Raw genomic sequence first — 17673 nt, 5'->3', positions numbered from 1 at the left:
TCTTTGCCTGCCAGCGGTCTAATATCTCCTCATCGCCGGCACGGTTTATCTCTCGCTCATAAGCAACTGCCTTGCGGCCTGCTTCATCAACTACCTTCTGCTGCTCCTGGGTCAGGCTGTCATAAATGCCCTGATTGATACAGAAGAACAGGCAGTCATAATTGGCATTCCAGAGAGATACATATTTCTGTACTTCCTGTACGCTGGCTGCATCAATTGCAGGAAGTGGGTTTTCCTGACCGTCTACTGTCTTCTGCTGAAGGGCAGTGTAGGTCTCAGACCAGTTCATATTGGTAGCATCTGCGCCCCAGAGTTCATAACACTTCATCAGAAGGTTGGAGCCTGCTACACGCAGCTTCAGGTTTTTCATATCTTCTACAGAATGTACCGGACGTACACTGTTAGTCAGCTGGCGGAAACCATTTTCTGCCATTCCCATACAATGCAGGTCATAGCTTTCCAGGATCTTTACCAGTTCTTTTCCTGCAGGTCCGTCTAAAACAGCATCTGCTGTTTCTACAGAGTCAAATAAATACGGCAGAGAAACCACATTAAAACGTGGATCAAATGCGGAGTAGATCAGATTGCTGTGCATGGAGATCTGTACCGGGTCTCCGTTCATCAGCGCCTGGATGCCTTCAGACTGGTTGCCACCGGTCAGCTGGTCTGCTGCATATACGTCTACTTTTACTTTTCCGCCGGTTGCCTGTTCCATTAACTCACCAAACTTGCGGCCGGCCTGTGCCCAGGTACTGGTCTCTGTGGTGGAACAGGTGAAATTCCAGGTCATTTCCGGCCAGTCCAGATCACTGTAATCTTCAATGGTATTAAAATCCTCATTATCTGTGGCTGTAGTACCGCTGTCACCGCCTGTGGTGGTTCCATTTTCAACTGCTGCAGCACTTCCTAAAGCTGCCGGAAGGAACGTAGAGATTACCGGAATATAGGTGATCAGTAAAAGCACTGCGATACTTGCCACTACCATAGATACAACTGCACGGGAGATCTGCTGTAAGGTTACCTGTAAACCATTTTTCAGCTTTACACCGATAGCAACAAACAAGTTAACGCCAACTGGCGGTGTTACCTGACCAATTGCCAGGTTGACGGTTGCCATAATACCAAATGCGATCACATTGTAGCCTAACTGCTTGCATACAGGAAGCATGATCGGGATGAAAATGTACATTGCAGAGTTAGCGTCAATAAAGCAGCCTGCGATCAGGAATATCACGTTGCAGATCAGTAAGAAAGTAAACTGATTTCCTGCTACTTTTGCCAGCAGCTGGGAAGCTGCAGCAGAGATACCAAAACGGGTACATACAAAGGAGAACAGGGACGCACATGCTACAATGAGCATGATTCCGCCGGTGGTCTTTGCAGAGTCAATAAGGATATCCCAAAGATCTTTTAATTTTACTTCTTTATATATTACCATTCCTACAAAAAGGCCATATACAACTGAAACGGCTGCTGCCTCAGTAGGTGTAAAGATGCCGCCGTAAATACCTCCCAGGATGATAACCGGCATTAAAAATCCCCAGAAAGCATCCTTAAACGCATCCAGTCTTTCTTTTGCAGATGCCTTCTGTACATTAGATGGAACTACATGGTTTTTGTGTACTTCTAACATTACCACTACGATCAGGGCAAGTCCCATAAGGATTCCCGGAACAATACCTGCCATGAACATGTCACCGATGGAAACGCCGGTAATGGAAGCATATACAACAAAAGCAATACTTGGTGGGATGACAATGGCAATAGAGCTGGCAGTTGCCATTAATGCTGTAGCGAACGGTGCTGAAAAGCCGCCTCTTTCTACCATAGCCGGGATCAGGACAGCGCCTAATGCTGCTACTGTTGCAGGACCGGAACCGGAAATCGCACCAAAGAAGCAGGCAACGATAATACATACATTTGCAATACCACCTTTTCTGTGACCAACGCAGGTGTTAACAAAACGGATCAGTCTGGTAGAAATACCGGCTTTTGCCATAATGTTTCCGGATAATACGAAAAACGGGATCGCAAGAAGCAGGAATTTACTGATACCAGAATAAATGTTAGTTGCTACAATGGTTAAAGAGGTTCCTGAATACAGGATCGCTGCTGCGGATGAAAGTCCCAGACAGATAGAGATAGGAACATTTAAAACCAGTAAAACGAAAAAGGTGATAAAAAGAACTGCACTTACCATTTATTTATCCTCCTTTTCCATAGCATTATTTTCTGTCATATCTGTTTTTGCGCATTCATCCACACAATATTCAATAAAATGCAGGATCATGCACACGGAACCAACGGGAACAAAGGACCAGAAGATCCATTCCGGCCAGTTTAATACGAAAGTCCGTTTCTGGTTGGCAAGCTGTGCTAACACCTTGTCCATACCGTAATAAAATAAGATTCCCATAAAAACCACGGAAAAAAGTGTGATGAGAATGATCACCGGCTTTTTACATGACTTTGGCAGGCGCTCTGTTACCAGATTTAAACCTACCAGACCTCCCTCTCTTGCAGACAACGCTGCTCCCAAAAGGGTGATCAGAACAAAAATTGCAACCACCAGTTCCTCTGTAAAAGACCATGACTGGTGGATCACTTTACGTGAAAACACGTTTCCTACTGTCAGTACAAGGATCAGGATCATGGTAGCTGCCAGAACTGCTTTTTCAACCAGCGCTACAAAATCCATAAGCTTTTTGTACCCTTTCATACTGCTCTCCTCCTAAATATGTAATACTTTTGCCTGCATAAGATCCTGTGTTATTTCCGCATTTTTTCGTGTATTCTGTATTCCATTTCCACATCTTTCTTTTGCATGATGCATTAGAAAGCATAAAAAAACCGCCCCTTGTAGTATAAGGGACGGATGATTAATGGATTCTGTCAGAGGCTTTCACTTTTCACGGAAAGTAAAACACCCGCAGTATCGTATAAACATACGCTGCTGCCGCTGTGCGGATCTTATAAAAATAAAGGTCTTGTAGCCCTTGCTCTCAGTCAATCGAAGCCAGCCTTTATTTTCATAACAGGTTATTAATAATGTACGTACTATTGTACACGGATTCGCAAAAAACGTCAATATCTTTTTATTTTTTTAATTTTCATACACTTTTATGCTTACACACTTATATCATCATATATTGACGGCAGCAAAATTTAAATGTACTATCAACAGATGAACATACATTTTTTAACAATGCTGATCCCACTCGATATCAGCTGGAGCAAAATACCTTTTGACTCCAGCATCATGATATACAGCAAGAATAAGAGGAAGGAGATACTTCTCATGAGTAAACAGTCTGCACCGCCCATCTGCAGGCAGCCCGACCATATTATCAGTTATTTTTCCATGCAGAAAGGAATATTAGCTGTTATCACAGTGTCCGGCCTGATTTACAATCTGGGGCTTATGGTACGGCCCTGGTTTGAAGGTCAGATGATACAGTGCCTGTTTTTTATCCAGAAGGGCCAAAGCCATTTTTCAGATATGTTAAAGCTGGCATCTGTTTATTTTATTGCTATTTTTACTGTTCAGGTAGCCCGTTTTATCAAACGTCTGTATGTACGCCGTTTTGCCAACAACATCAACCGCAATATGAAACAGACTTATTACAATAACCTGGTCCATACAGATACCAGCGACCTGAAAAATATCAATACAGGTAATGCCATGACAAAGGCTTTATCCGATGTAGACGCATGTTCTGAAGGAATACGGAAATTTACAACAGAGATTTTTGACACAGGCGTAGCACTGTTTTCCTATATTTTCATGCTTTTCGCCTATGACTGGAAGCTGGCGTTTTTGTGCCTTATCTTTCCCCCTGTTTCCTATGTGATCGCAGAAAGGATGAAAGCAGTTGTTTTGAAAACAGGAGCTGCCTGCAAAGAAAGTGCCGGCCGTTTAAATGCTGCCACTCTGGACCGCATCCAAAATGCCATTACCTACCGTATTTACGGCTGTGAGACCCAGAGAAATAAAGACTACGAATCCCACCTGGCAGATTACGAAAAAGCTTCTGTGCGCGCAGACCTGCCAGTAGCTGCCCTTCCTCCTGTTTATAAACTTATTTCCATGACCGGTGTTCTTCTCATCTTCTATTTTGGAAGTAAAAATGTAATTGGGACAGGCTGGACTTCCTGGGATATCGCTGCCTTCAGTGCTTTCCTTTCCTGTTTTTCCCGGCTGTCCGTAAAATCGTCCCACGCAGCCAAGCTTTTTAATGCGATCCAAAAAGCCCAGGTTTCCTGGAAACGTATCCTTCCTTTTATGAGATCCCAAAAAGAGGATAAACCTCTGCCTGCATCCAGCCCCGGACAGGTAAAAGCCCGTTCTCTTGGCTTTTCTTATGAAAATAGTACACCGCTTTTCAATGACCTGACATTTAAGGCTTCACCCGGTCAGATCATTGGTATTACCGGACCAGTTGCCTGCGGGAAATCCACTTTGGGACGGATTTTTCTCTGCGAACATCCTTACACCGGCTCCCTCACTTTTAACGGAACGGAATTTTCTTCCCTTTCATCAGATGTTCTCAATTCTTTGGTGGGATACCTTGGACATGAACCTGACCTGTTAAGTGATACTATAAAAAATAATGTTTTACTTGGGGATAAAAAGGATCTGTGGAAATATCTAAAGGCTGTATGCCTTGAGGACGAAGTAGGTCATATGCCACAAAGGGAAAATACAGTAACCGGCGAAACAGGCATACGTCTTTCCGGCGGACAGCAAAAACGTCTGGCTCTGGCCCGTACCTTGGCTCATCCCCGCCCGATCCTGATCTTAGATGATCCATTTTCCGCTTTAGATAAAACAACCGAAACCGAAGTGTTTGAACACCTGCGCCAGATCGTCCCGGACAGCATTATCTTTCTCATTTCCCACCGCCTGTATCTGTTCTCAGAAACAGATGGTGTGATCTGGATGGATAATGGAAAAGCAGAATTTTCTTCCCATGAGAAACTGTTGGAGGAAAATAGTGCTTACAGAGAATTATATCAGCTTCAGGATCGCCATTCCGTTGTAAAAGCAACAGAAACCACTATCGAAAAGGGGGCCGAAAACGATGAAAACAGAACATTCTGTCCTTAAGGTGATCTTACACACTGTAAAACAAAATAAAAGAATATGCATGACTTTATTTGCATCTGTGCTGGGATCTGCCGGCTTTGCCCTTCTCCCACCTTTAATACTTGCAAAAGCCATTGACTGCCTTACGTCTGGCCAGGCCTTTCCTTTAGCTCTGGCTCTGTCTTATTTCGGGCTGCTTCTATTAACAAATACTGCCACATCCCTACGTGAAAGCCTTTTGACCATCTTCGGACAGCGTATCACTCATAAACTGCGCACTGTTTTGTGCCAGAAAGTCAGTCATCTGCCTGCAGATGCCTTTGTTTCCCATGATTCCGGAGCCATTGCTTCCCGTTTTGTAGGGGATGTAGATACTGTGGAAGAACTTTTTACTTCCGGTATCATCAGCATGTTTACCGATACCTGCCAGCTTTGTGGTATTTTCTTTGTGATCTTCGCAAAAAACCGCGGTCTGGCAATCCTGCTGCTTTTTGTACTTCCTGTTGTATTTTTCTACACCCGTCATGTACAAAAATGTATGCTTGCATCCCAGTTAAACAACCGGGCTGCCATTGCAAAAGCTGCCGGTCATGTACCTGAAACTCTGCGCTGCATCCGCACTATCCACAATCTTCATAAAGAAATGTACATGGAAGAAAAATATAGTGAATTTCTGGAAGACAGCTATAAAGCGGTAGATAAAACCAATTTTTATGACGCTGTTTATTCACCGGTCATCCTTATTTCCAACGCCCTTACGATCGCCATTGTCATGGTCTTATCTTCTTTGAAAAATGGGGAAGTCCAGCTGTTTTTCGGAATGTCTGCCGGTACTGCTGCCGCTGTTATTTCTTATATTACACAGGTATTTACACCACTTGAAAGTATTGGCATGGAAATACAGACCATTCAATCCGCCGCTGCAGGTGTTCACAGGATCAATGAATTTTTAGATCTTCCAGAACGGAAGATCGCGGCAGAACATATTGCTGAAAATAACCTGGATCCATTTTTCACATATCCGATTGAATTTCAAAATGTTACCTTCCGATATGAAGAAAATGACCCTAATATTTTCCAGGGACTTAGTTTTTCTATTAAAGAAGGGGAACATGTCACTTTAACCGGACGCACTGGTGCCGGAAAAAGCACCATTTTCAAACTGCTTCTGGGACTTTATGATCCACAGGAAGGCCAAGTGCTGATCCAGGGTCAACCTGCATCTGCGCTTTCTGACAGCCAGAGGCGGAAGATCATCAGCTGTGTGGAACAAAATTTTTCCCTTGTTCCAGGAACGATCCGGGATCAGATCACTTTATTTGATCCGGCTATTTCTAATGAACAGGCACAATATGCTGCTCAGCTTACTGGTCTGGATGAAGTCATAGGCCATTTTCCTGACGGTTATGACACTCCCTGCAGACCCGATTTTTTTTCCCAAGGACAGTGGCAGCTGATTTCCATTGCCAGAGCAGTGGCCGCCAATCCCCGCATCCTGCTGTTGGATGAGATCACCGCCAATCTGGACGCAAATACAGAAAAAAATGTACTTGCCGCTTTAGACCGGGCTGGAAATGGACGTACTGTCCTTTCCATCAGTCACAGATTATATGAGTCCCTGAATCTTAAAGGCCAAAGCAGCGGCCGGCAGATTGCCATCGATCGGACTCTTTAAAAAGTAATTGTTACAGCTTTTTTCTTATATTTCTCCTGAGAACAGCTGATAAAAATACAGCTATATAATCTGTAATGGATTGTCCATAAATTACGCCTTCCATTCCCCAGAAAAACTGTAATACATATAAAAGTGGGATCAGGAGGACGCCCTGACGCATAACAGAAAGGATCGTTGCCGGAAGCGAATGATTTACAGACTGCATGCAATTCATATTTACAAACAGCATACCGATCACAGGACCTGAGATCATGTATGCAACGAGCATCTTCACACCGTAATAAACCACCTCATCATCACTGATGAACATGCGGATAATCGGTTCTCTTCCTATAAAATACAACACTGTAGCCGCAATACCGGTCACAAGACAGCATATCTTTGTAAAACGCTCTACTTCCCTGAACCGGCTGATATTTCCAGCGCCATAGCTGTAACCTAATAATGGCTGTACTCCATTAGCCAATCCCATCTGCAGGAATGTAATAAACATATTCGCTTTAAATACAATACCGATGGCGGCTACCGGCGCATTTCCATATTTTACCAGGATCTGGTTGATAACAATGGTAGATACGCTCATAAGAGCGGAAAAAATAGCGGTGGGAAGGCCGATGGCGCAGACTCTTCCTGAAATCTGTTCTCTCAATGTAAAATCTTTCGGAAGGATGGACAGCTGTCTGGATTTTTTCAGGAAATACCATACAAAATACAGACTTGCAAGGATATTTCCAATGGTGGTCGCAATGGCTGCACCGGCAGCTCCCATATGCAGCCCAGTAATGAACAGCGGATCCAGTACAATGTTTGCAATGGTTCCCACCATACTTCCGATCATGGCTTCTTTGCTGGCGCCTTCTGACCGTACTACAAAGCTGGCTGCCGCAGACCAGATGATAAAAGGCGCTCCCCAGGCAATATACTGAACATAACCTTTAGCATATTCATAGGTTTCCCCATTTGCGCCAAAAATTTTCAGGATAGGCGACATACACGCCAATAAAAGCACTGCTGCCCCAACACCTACAGTCAGGCTGGCATATGTAATAAAAGCCGTAGTATTTTTTACTTTCTGCGGCTTTCCCTCTCCCATGGCCATAGATGCCACTGCGCTTCCGCCCATACCAAACATATTGGCAAAGGCCATAAGGAGAATAAAAATAGGATTTGTCAGGCTGACTGCCGCCACCTGAAGGGCATCGCCTGTCTGTCCTACGAAAAAGGTATCTGCCATGTTGTAGACCACTGTGACCAGGCTACTGATCACACTGGGGATTGCCATAGCTGCTACTGCTTTTGATACTTTCATGGAACGCATCAGTTCCTGGTCATTGGTGTCTTTTTTCTGTTGTTCCATATGTTTTACTTCCTTCTATTCCGTTTCTCTATTCTGCTTCATCCAGATTTTTAAGCATTTTCTTGCCAATTTCAATAAAAATCCGTCTTTCCTCTTCTGTAATACCTTTTAGCAGCAGATTTTCTGACTCAGCGATCTCACTGGTAATAAGATGACGGATTTCCTCTGCCTTTGATGTAAGTTCGATCCGCTTTAAACGGCCGTCCTGTTTTTCACTGATCCGGCAGATGAGACCCTTGGCTTCCAGATTTTTCAGCGCTTCCGTAGCCGTAGACGGCCGCAGGCCGAATTCTTTTTCAATATCCTTCTGATAAACAGGCCTTTTCCTGCCGTCTACCAGGATATAATTTAAAATATTCCCCTGAGCTCCGCTCATTCCCAGTTTTTCCTGGAGAGCCACCGACCTGCGGCGCAGGCGGTTAGATATTTTATTGATTACTTTTCCTGTATCCATGAATATTAGACTCCTTTTAATATGAATTTGATAATATTGGTGGTATTGATCTCTATTATTTGATTCGGTTCCTAAGTATTTTAAGCAAAAAAAAATTATACGTCAAGGACTTATTGTCATATTGGGATTTAGTTCAATAGGGTCCGAAAGGGCTCTTCCATGTATAAACGCATTCACGGTAATTTTGTCCATTTTGCTCCGCTGCCGATTAGTCAGGTCTCCGGCAAACTCGCTCACTGCGTTCGCTCAAACAGTGCCTCCAACCTGCCAGCTATGCTCACAAAATGGACAAAATTGCCTAACGAATGCTTATTATACATGGAAGAGCCCTTTCTACTGTATTGGATATGTCACATAAAAAATGCCGTACTTAAGTACAATCCCCCTCCTGCATGAAAACTGTTTATTGGTTTGCTCCTACATTTTTTATTACCAATAACGTAGAAAGCCGCCGGTGCACATGACAGAATAAGCATTTGTTTGAAAATCCGTGAGTGGGCGCGCATAGCGTCAGAACGGAGAACCACTGTTTGAGCACGCAAAGCGTGCGAGTTTGGTTCGCAGTTCTGACAATAGGCGGCGCAAGCCCACGAACAAAGGATTTTCTCCCAAATGCGCATCTGTCATGTGCACCGGCGGCTTTCGGACCTTAGTCAACAATATCCTAATATCCCACCGTAATGATCAATGTCCCAGATATCTTTTCACATATTTTCCCGTATAGGAAACCGGGCTTTCTGCTACTTCTTCAGGAGTTCCTTTGGCAATGACGGTTCCCCCCTTATCACCACCTTCAGGGCCGATATCAATGATATAATCTGCGGTTTTGATCACATCCAGGTTATGTTCAATAACTACAACCGTATTTCCACCCTCAGATAAACGACGAAGGATCTCGATCAGCTTGTGGACATCAGCAAAATGCAGTCCCGTGGTAGGCTCATCCAGGATATAAATGGTCTTTCCGGTGCTGCGCTTGGAAAGCTCCGTAGCCAGCTTAATACGCTGGGCTTCACCACCGGAAAGTTCCGTAGACGGCTGACCCAGACGGACATAACCAAGACCTACATCGTATAATGTCTGGATCTTTCTGGTAATGGAAGGCACATTTTCAAAGAATTTCAAGGCATCTTCCACGGTCATATCCAGGACATCATAAATGCTCTTTCCCTTGTATTTTACCTCCAGTGTTTCACGGTTATAACGCTTTCCGCCGCAGACTTCACATGGCACATATACATCCGGAAGGAAGTGCATCTCGATCTTAATGATACCATCGCCGGAGCAGGCTTCGCACCGGCCGCCTTTTACGTTAAAGCTGAATCTTCCCTTGTTATAGCCTTTTGCCTTTGCGTCTGCTGTAGAAGCGAACAGGTCACGGATCAGGTCAAATACACCGGTATATGTAGCCGGATTGGAACGTGGAGTACGTCCAATTGGAGACTGATCAATGGCAATGATCTTATCTAACTGCTCCACTCCTTCAATGCATTTATGCTTTCCAGGAATGGTCCTTGCACGGTTTAACTTCTTTGCAAGGGATTTATATAGGATCTCGTTTACAAGAGAGCTTTTACCGGAACCGGATACACCGGTAACGCAGGTCATCACTCCCAGTGGGAAGGAAACATCGATCTTTTTCAGGTTATTCTCTTCTGCACCACGCACTGTGATCCAGCCGGTTGGTGTTCTCCGCTGATCAGGAACCGGGATCTGCAGGCGGCCGCTGAGATAGGCACCTGTTATGGAATCCGGGTTCTTCATGATCTCTTCTGCAGTTCCCACTGCAACAATCTGTCCACCATGTTCCCCGGCTCCCGGTCCGATATCCACAATGCAGTCCGCTGCACGCATGGTATCTTCATCGTGTTCTACTACCAGAACGCTGTTTCCCAGATCACGCAGATGCAGTAAAGTTTTCAGCAATTTATCATTATCTCTCTGGTGAAGTCCGATACTCGGCTCATCCAGAATATAAGCCACTCCCACCAGACCAGAGCCGATCTGAGTCGCCAGGCGAATCCTCTGGGCTTCACCGCCGGAAAGTGTGCCCGTAGCACGGGAAAGTGAAAGATAATCCAGCCCCACATCAATAAGGAAGCTGATGCGTGCCCTGATCTCTTTTAAAATAGAGGCACCAATGGTCTGCTGCATAGGTGTCAGTGTCAGCTTATCCATAAATTCCTTAAATTTCACAATGGACATGTTGGTGGCCTGGTAAATGTTCAGACCGCCTACTGTAACTGCCAGAGACTCCTTTTTCAGTCGCTGTCCCTTACATGCCGGACATGGAGTGATCCTCATATAAGTTTCATATTCTGCCTTGGAGTTTTCTGAAAATGTCTCTTTATATCGTCGGTTTACATTTTCAATAAGCCCTTCAAAAGCCACATCGTAAATGCCCTCGCCCCTCTGGCTCTTATAACGGACTTTTACCTCACGACCGCCGGTGCCGTAGATGATGATATCATGGATCTCCTTTGGATAATCCTGAAATGGGGTATCCAGGCTGAAATGATATTCTTCTGCCAAGGCATCTAAAATAGCTCTGGTAAAGCTTCCCTTGTCTGTACAGGACTGCCACCCCATAACCACGATAGCCCCCTGGGAGATAGAAAGAGATTTATCCGGGATCATCAGATCCTCATCAAATTCCATCTTATAGCCTAAACCAAAGCACTCCGGGCATGCGCCAAAGGGGTTATTGAAGGAAAAGCTCCTGGGTTCTACTTCATCAATACTGATACCACAGTCCGGACAGGAAAAGCTCTGGCTGAAATTCACCGGTTCCCCGCCGATCACATCTACAGTCATCAGGCCGTTGCTTAAGGACATAACCGTTTCAATAGAGTCTGTCAGACGGTTTTCAATCCCCTCTTTTACTACCAGACGGTCTACAATGATATCAATATTGTGCTTAATATTTTTCTCTAATTTGATCTCCTCTGAAAGCTCGTACAGATTCCCGTCAATACGAACACGCATGTAGCCGCTTTTTCTGGCCTGTTCCAGTACTTTAACATGTTCGCCCTTTCTTCCCCGGACAACCGGAGCTAAAAGCTGTATCCTGGTCCGCTCTGGCATAGCCATGATCTGGTCTACCATCTGGTCGATGGTCTGTTTGTGGATCTCCCTGCCACACTTTGGACAGTGTGGGATACCGATACGGGCATAGAGAAGACGCATATAGTCATAGATCTCCGTCACAGTTCCTACCGTAGAACGTGGATTCCGGTTGGTGGACTTCTGGTCAATGGAAATAGCCGGTGAAAGACCTTCTATGCTTTCTACTTCCGGTTTTTCCATCTGTCCTAAGAACTGCCTTGCATAGGAAGACAGAGACTCCATATAACGTCTCTGGCCCTCTGCGTAAATAGTATCAAAAGCCAGAGATGACTTGCCGGAACCGGAAAGTCCGGTGAGGACCACCAATTCATCTCTTGGGATATCTACGGATATATTTTTAAGATTGTGCTCATTTGCGCCGCGTATTTTTATATACTGCTTTGGCATGCTATGACTCCTTTTTCTAGTAATGTTCTCTCGGAATCTTTCTGTGCCTGATTTTGCGAAAAGATTCCGAAAGCACATAAATGTTTCTCAAAATCAATAACGTGATCCATCCGCTACTCACATTTTACAAGCAGCAGATGATGAAAAGCGCAGGGCAAATTTCTCCCTGCGCTTTTTAGTATACCACATTCATATTTATTTATCAAACATTTGTTCGATAAAGTTTTTTAATACAGCCGGCGTTTTTTCATATAAACTGGCTTTATTTACACGCTCCCACCGGGTATGGATGTCTTTTCCCCATGGCCCAAAGAGCATGGATGGGATCTTTAATCTTGCCATTGCTTCTATATCCATAGCATAGGCACTGCCCCATAATGGTGTCTGGGCTGCATAGGCAGCCAGTTCTTCCTTGTCCATTCCACCGCAGTAGCTTAAGTCAGAGATACCACAGAAATATTCATGGCATTTCAGGGAAACTCCTTCTTTTTCCGCTGCTTTTTTCATCTCTTCAAAAAGCAGTTTTCCTTCTTCCCCACTGTCTACAGCAGGATAAAATGGAGGCGCAAAGCCAAGAAGCATGACCGGGCCGGAGATTTTCGACTGGTTTAACAGCTGTTCCATAAAATCAAGAGTGGCAGACGGGAAATTGGTCTCGCCTTTATCTAGGCGGGCTTTCTGGGCTTTATAAGTTTCTGAAAACCAGGTAGTAAAGGCTTCTCCCTGTTCTTTGCGGCAGTATGCCAGCAACTCACTGACTGTAAGAACTTCTGCTTCTGCAGCGGCTGCTGCGCCGGGACACTTGAAGGGGCTGCAGTTTACTGCTTTCCACTTTTCTTCCATTCCCCGGGCATATTCTTCAAAGCTTTCTCTTCCCAGCGCTTTCAGCCGTTTTATCACTTCATCCGGTGTTTTCTCAAAACCAAGCATGCTCATGTATCCGCCAGCCCTGAAAGGCACAGACACATCATAGCCTTCTTTCCGGTCACGGAGACAGAACCAGGTTGGCGGCGGGCAGATCTCCGCAGTGCTTTTTTCCGCAAATTCCGGTGCCAGCTCTGTTTTCATGAAAAAGCTGCTTAAAACGCCCAGGGAGCTGACACCATGGAAGCAGTTTAATACATGGGCTTTTACGCCCTGGACCAGAACAGCAGGCATTGTTTTTCCAACAGAACCTGTATAAATGGTCTTTGCCCCATTTTCCATAGAAGCCGGTTCCAGATCGATAAGTGCAGTATATTCCAGGTCAAAGCGTTCTTTTACCTCATTTAAAAATGGCACAGCACCACGCATTCCGGCGGAGTAACCTTCTTCATCTGGTACAGTTACAAACAGGAGGTTGCCGGATATTCCAGAGGCATCCCCCAGTTCAGAGGCAACCTCCGCTTCAGAAACGGCCACACTACGAGCTTTCCCCTCTGCCTCAGCCAATATTTTCCCATACCAATCCAATAACACCAGCCCAACAGAAAGCCCGCCTTTCATATCCGCGGTCCCTCTGCCAAACATCCAGTCACCAGAAAGGAAATCTTCTTTTACCTCATCGGGCATACCAGGCAGAACATTTCCAGATTTTACCAGATTTTCCCATTTTTCCACATCATAGGCCAGAGCTCGCTCATTTCCATACTCTTCTGTGTCCACTACGTCATAATGACCTGTAAGGATAATGGTCTTACGGGATCTGCCATTTCCTTTTACCAGACCCCAGGGCACAGACCGGCCTAAGCTGTCCTCTGGCAGCAGATATTTTCCTGTCTGCTCTGGATGCTCCTTAAAATAAGGCTGCTTTGCCAGTTCCTCTGCAATATAGTCTGCACAGTTTTTTTCCATCTCTGTATTGGAAGTGCTGGGGATTTTTACCATTTCCCTTACATACCGTTCAATTAATCCTCTCATCGTTCCTCACGGAAATATGCCAGTCCCAGACTTGCCGGCGGCTGATATTCCCTTTTCTTTCTCAGACTTGTAAATACCAGTACGATAATGGTTACTACATAAGGCAGTGCCTTAAAGATCTCCTGGGCGCCGCGGTCCAGTCCCGGAATATAAAGATACAGTATATAAAGGCCGCCAAAGAGGATCGAGCCCCAGATAGCATTTACAGGCTTCCAGAGAGCAAAGATAACAAGGGCGATAGCCAGCCAGCCTCTGTCACCAAAACCATTATTAGTCCAGGTTCCTCCGGAATATTCCATAACAAAGTATAAACCGCCAAGACCGCTGATGCCGCCACCAATACAGGTTGCCAGATATTTATATACAGTAACATTGATGCCAGCCGCATCTGCTGTAGCCGGGCTTTCACCTACTGCCCGCAGGTTCAGTCCTTTTCTGGTCTTTCCAAGGAAAAATGCCAACACCAGTGCCAGGATGATGGCCAGATAAGTTAAAAATCCATATGAAAACAGCATCTGTCCCACTGCACCAAAGCCGGAAAGTACCGGGATCTGTTTCTTAAAAGCCGCACCAGTCACTGCAACAGAGATCTGTCCAACACCCCCTGCCAGCTTGGAAAGAGAACCGCCAAAGAAATTGCCGAAGCCAACACCGAAAGTAGTAAGTGCCAGACCGGTTACATTCTGGTTGGCACGTAAGGTAATGGTCAGCACACTGTAGACCAAGCCGCCTAAGGCCGCACATAAAAATGCGCACAGGAAAGAAATAAGAACTCCCACAGCTCCATTTGGCGCAGCGCTGCTGTTTTCATAAAGGAAAGCACCGATCAGTCCGGCGATGCCTCCCATATACATCATTCCGGGAATACCCAGATTCAGGTTTCCGGATTTTTCTGTTAATATCTCACCTAAAGCACCATAAAGGATACCGATTCCCTGTCCAATGGCCTTCTGCATAAAAATGATCAATAATCCCATATATCCACCTCCTATTTTCCCCTCTTTTTCCTGCTCCTGAATCCCACTTTGTAGTTAATAAAGAACTCGCAGCCCAGGATAAAGAACAAGATAATACCGGTGATGATATCTGAGGCATTTTCGTTTAAGTTAAACTGGGACGCGATCTGTCCTGCACCTTTTTGCATGAACACCAGAAAGAAGGATACCAGGATCATCACAAAGGTATTGAATTTGCTCAGCCAGGAAACAATGATGGCTGTAAAGCCTCTGCCGCCTGCTGTACTGGTGGAAATGGTGTGGCTTGCGCCGCCAACAATGATAAAGCCTGCAATACCGCAGATAGCACCGGACAGTGCCATGGTGCGCAGGATAACACGTTTTACATTGATTCCTGCATAGCGGGCTGTATTTTCACTTTCACCTACAACTGCGATCTCATATCCCTGTTTGCTGTATTTTAAGTAAATGAACATAGCAACAGTCAGAGCCAGTACGATCACCAGGTTCCAGCCATAGTCCAGACCAAAAAGCTTTGGGATCCAGCCGCCCTTTGTAGTGGAGTTAATAGTTCCTACAGAGTTGGATCCCTTTGGATTTTCCCAGAAAATAATACAATAGGTAATGACCTGGGTTGCAACATAGTTCATCATCAGGGTAAACAGTGTCTCATTTGTATTCCAGTAAGCCTTGAAAAATGCCGGAATCACGCCCCAGATCATAGCTGCTGCTGCACTGCCAAGGAACATTAAGGGAAATAATATTACAGGAGGAAGGGAATTTCCCAGATAGATCATCATAGCAGCTGAGGTAACACCGCCGATAAGTACCTGGCCTTCTGCACCAATGTTCCAGAAACGCATTTTAAATGCCGGGGTAATACCAACTGCGATACACAAAAGCACCAGTGTATCACGGATAGTCATCCACGCACGGCGCTTAGTGCCAATAGCGCCGTCAAAAATGCCCTTATATACTTCAATCGGATTTAAACCGGTAAGAGCCACGATCACACCTGCACAAACTACCAGTGATAACAGCACTGCAATCATGCGGATCAGCCAGCTCTTCCATGTTTCAATGCCGTCCCGCTTGGAAATATGCATCAGAGGCTCTTTATTCGTAACTCCACTTATTTCCTTACTCATCCTGTCCGCCTCCTGTCTTTGTCATCATAAGTCCTATTTCTTCTTTTGTAGCTGTTCTTCCGTCTACGATCCCGCTTACTTTTCCACCGCAAAGCACCAGAATGCGGTCGCAAAGCTCCAGGAGCACGTCCAGGTCTTCACCTACGAAGATAACCGCCGCTCCCTGCTTTTTCTGTTCATTTAATAAATGATAGATCGTATAGGAAGAGTTGATATCCAGACCGCGCACCGGATATGCTACCATAAGTACACGGGGATCTGATGATATCTCACGTCCTACCAGTACCTTCTGTACATTTCCACCGGAAAGACGTCCAACAGGTGTAGAGACACCGGGAGTAACGATCTCCAGCTCTTTGATCAGCTGCTCAGCCATTGCTTTTGGCGTTTTCCTGTCTGTAAAGAAAGGCATACCCTTTTTATAGCCCCGAAGCATCATATTGTCAGTCATGCCCATGGCTGCCACCAGACCCATTCCCAGACGGTCCTCAGGAACAAAGGAAAGCTTAATGCCCAGTTTGCGGATAGCCGCCGGACTCATGCCGGATAGAGTCTCTTCTCCACCTTCCGGAGGATAATACCGGATGGTTCCGTCCTCCATTGGCTGAAGCCCTGCAATGGCCTCCAGCAGCTCTTTCTGGCCGCTTCCTGCAATTCCTGCAATTCCTAAAATCTCGCCGCTGTAGGCTGTAAATCCTGCGTCATCCAGAGTCTTTACACCCTCTTTATCCACACAGGTCACATGTTCCATTACCAGACGTTTCTGTGGATTCACCGTTTCAGGACGTTCGATATTTAAAGCAACCTTCTTGCCTACCATCATCTCTGTAAGAGAAGCTTCTGTGGCGTCTTTTGTCGGGACAGTACCAATATAAGCGCCTTTTCGCAGAACGGAAACACGGTCAGAAAGGGATAAAACCTCATGAAGCTTATGGGTGATGATGATAATGGAATGACCAGCTTCACGCATATTGCGAAGGACAGTAAACAGCTTTTCCGTTTCCTGTGGTGTCAGAACCGCTGTAGGCTCGTCCAGGATCAGGATATCCACACCGCGGTAAAGCAGTTTGACAATTTCTACTGTCTGTTTCTGCGACACGGACATAGTGTATATTTTCTGGTTTGGATCCAGATCAAAGCCATAGCGGCTGGTCAGTTCATTGATCTTTGCCGTAACACTTTTCATATCCAGTATTTCTTTTCCGGAAAGTCCTAAAATAATATTTTCTGCCGCAGTCAGCACATCTACCAGCTTAAAATGCTGATGGATCATACCGATTCCTAAAGCAAAGGAGTCCTTTGGCGAACGGATAGTCACCTCTTTTCCATTTACCAGGATCTGTCCTTCGTCCGGATAATAAATACCGGATATCATGTTCATAAGAGTGGTCTTTCCACTTCCATTTTCTCCCAGAATGGATAATATCTCTCCCTTCTTTACGGACAGGCATACTTTGTCGTTGGCTGTTACTTTGCCAAACCGTTTTGTAATGTTCTTCAGCTCAATGGCATATGATTCGCTCACCAGGCAAAACCTCCTTTTTCGCGCGTTCAATGATATTTTTACGATTCAAGAAAGCGGAGC

Annotated in this window: 11 protein-coding genes (1 of these 11 running past the window's edge); 2 read left to right on the top strand and 9 right to left on the bottom strand. The window is 45.2% G+C overall.

Features of this window, described 5'->3' with window-relative positions:
* Positions 1-2200 carry the 5' portion of a TRAP transporter large permease subunit gene (locus tag OGM16_09105; GenBank protein UYJ48347.1) on the bottom strand. 1163 nt of this gene lie to the left of the window's left edge, so the window shows 2200 of its 3363 coding nt (coding positions 1-2200); its start codon is at positions 2198-2200; the stop codon falls past the left edge of the window.
* Positions 2201-2719, bottom strand: coding sequence for a TRAP transporter small permease (locus OGM16_09100; protein ID UYJ48346.1), 519 nt, complete (start codon positions 2717-2719; stop codon positions 2201-2203).
* Between the two features lie 579 nt (positions 2720-3298).
* On the opposite strand from OGM16_09100, the gene OGM16_09095 reads away from it, so the two are divergent.
* Positions 3299-5107, top strand: a complete 1809-nt coding sequence (locus tag OGM16_09095; protein ID UYJ48345.1) for an ABC transporter ATP-binding protein/permease — start codon at positions 3299-3301, stop codon at positions 5105-5107.
* The gene (locus tag OGM16_09090) at positions 5082-6761 is read left to right on the top strand and encodes an ABC transporter ATP-binding protein/permease (GenBank protein ID UYJ48344.1); all 1680 of its coding nucleotides are present in this window, start codon (positions 5082-5084) and stop codon (positions 6759-6761) included. The genes OGM16_09095 and OGM16_09090 overlap by 26 nt, the downstream gene beginning before the upstream one ends.
* Before the next feature lie 10 nt (positions 6762-6771).
* Here OGM16_09090 and OGM16_09085 read toward each other — a convergent pair whose 3' ends face one another.
* The 7 genes from OGM16_09085 to OGM16_09055 all read right to left on the bottom strand — a co-directional run bounded on the left by OGM16_09085 (position 6772) and on the right by OGM16_09055 (position 17613).
* The gene (locus OGM16_09085; GenBank protein ID UYJ48343.1) at positions 6772-8118 is read right to left on the bottom strand and encodes an MATE family efflux transporter; all 1347 of its coding nucleotides are present in this window, start codon (positions 8116-8118) and stop codon (positions 6772-6774) included.
* 28 nt (positions 8119-8146) lie between these two features.
* On the bottom strand, positions 8147-8572 hold the full coding sequence (locus OGM16_09080) for a MarR family transcriptional regulator (GenBank protein UYJ48342.1): 426 nt from the start codon (positions 8570-8572) through the stop codon (positions 8147-8149).
* A gap of 684 nt (positions 8573-9256) precedes the next feature.
* A complete protein-coding gene (gene uvrA, locus OGM16_09075) occupies positions 9257-12085 on the bottom strand; it encodes an excinuclease ABC subunit UvrA (GenBank protein ID UYJ48341.1) in 2829 nt (942 codons plus the stop codon).
* A 195-nt stretch (positions 12086-12280) separates the two neighbouring features.
* A complete protein-coding gene (locus OGM16_09070) occupies positions 12281-13984 on the bottom strand; it encodes an arginine degradation protein (GenBank protein UYJ48340.1) in 1704 nt (567 codons plus the stop codon).
* Positions 13981-14961, bottom strand: a complete 981-nt coding sequence (locus OGM16_09065) for an ABC transporter permease (protein UYJ48339.1) — start codon at positions 14959-14961, stop codon at positions 13981-13983. The genes OGM16_09070 and OGM16_09065 overlap by 4 nt, the downstream gene beginning before the upstream one ends.
* An 11-nt stretch (positions 14962-14972) precedes the next feature.
* A complete protein-coding gene (locus OGM16_09060; GenBank protein UYJ48338.1) occupies positions 14973-16088 on the bottom strand; it encodes an ABC transporter permease in 1116 nt (371 codons plus the stop codon).
* Complete coding sequence (locus OGM16_09055) at positions 16081-17613, bottom strand: ABC transporter ATP-binding protein (protein ID UYJ48337.1); 1533 nt, start codon at positions 17611-17613, stop codon at positions 16081-16083. The genes OGM16_09060 and OGM16_09055 overlap by 8 nt, the downstream gene beginning before the upstream one ends.
* Between the last annotated feature and the right edge of the window lie 60 nt (positions 17614-17673).

Source organism: Lachnospiraceae bacterium (genome assembly GCA_025758065.1).
Lineage (GTDB): Bacteria > Bacillota > Clostridia > Lachnospirales > Lachnospiraceae > Enterocloster.
This window is presented reverse-complemented; position numbering and strand designations above follow the sequence as displayed.

Bases quoted from the DNA above. Each gene is read 5' to 3' on its own strand.
- OGM16_09100 (UYJ48346.1), bottom strand. From the start codon at position 2,719: ATGAAAGGGTACAAAAAGCTTATGGATTTTGTAGCGCTGGTTGAAAAA.
- OGM16_09095 (UYJ48345.1), top strand. From the start codon at position 3,299: ATGAGTAAACAGTCTGCACCGCCCATCTGCAGGCAGCCCGACCATATT.
- OGM16_09090 (UYJ48344.1), top strand. From the start codon at position 5,082: ATGAAAACAGAACATTCTGTCCTTAAGGTGATCTTACACACTGTAAAA.
- OGM16_09085 (UYJ48343.1), bottom strand. From the start codon at position 8,118: ATGGAACAACAGAAAAAAGACACCAATGACCAGGAACTGATGCGTTCC.
- OGM16_09080 (UYJ48342.1), bottom strand. From the start codon at position 8,572: ATGGATACAGGAAAAGTAATCAATAAAATATCTAACCGCCTGCGCCGC.
- uvrA (UYJ48341.1), bottom strand. From the start codon at position 12,085: ATGCCAAAGCAGTATATAAAAATACGCGGCGCAAATGAGCACAATCTT.
- OGM16_09070 (UYJ48340.1), bottom strand. From the start codon at position 13,984: ATGAGAGGATTAATTGAACGGTATGTAAGGGAAATGGTAAAAATCCCC.
- OGM16_09065 (UYJ48339.1), bottom strand. From the start codon at position 14,961: ATGGGATTATTGATCATTTTTATGCAGAAGGCCATTGGACAGGGAATC.
- OGM16_09060 (UYJ48338.1), bottom strand. From the start codon at position 16,088: ATGAGTAAGGAAATAAGTGGAGTTACGAATAAAGAGCCTCTGATGCAT.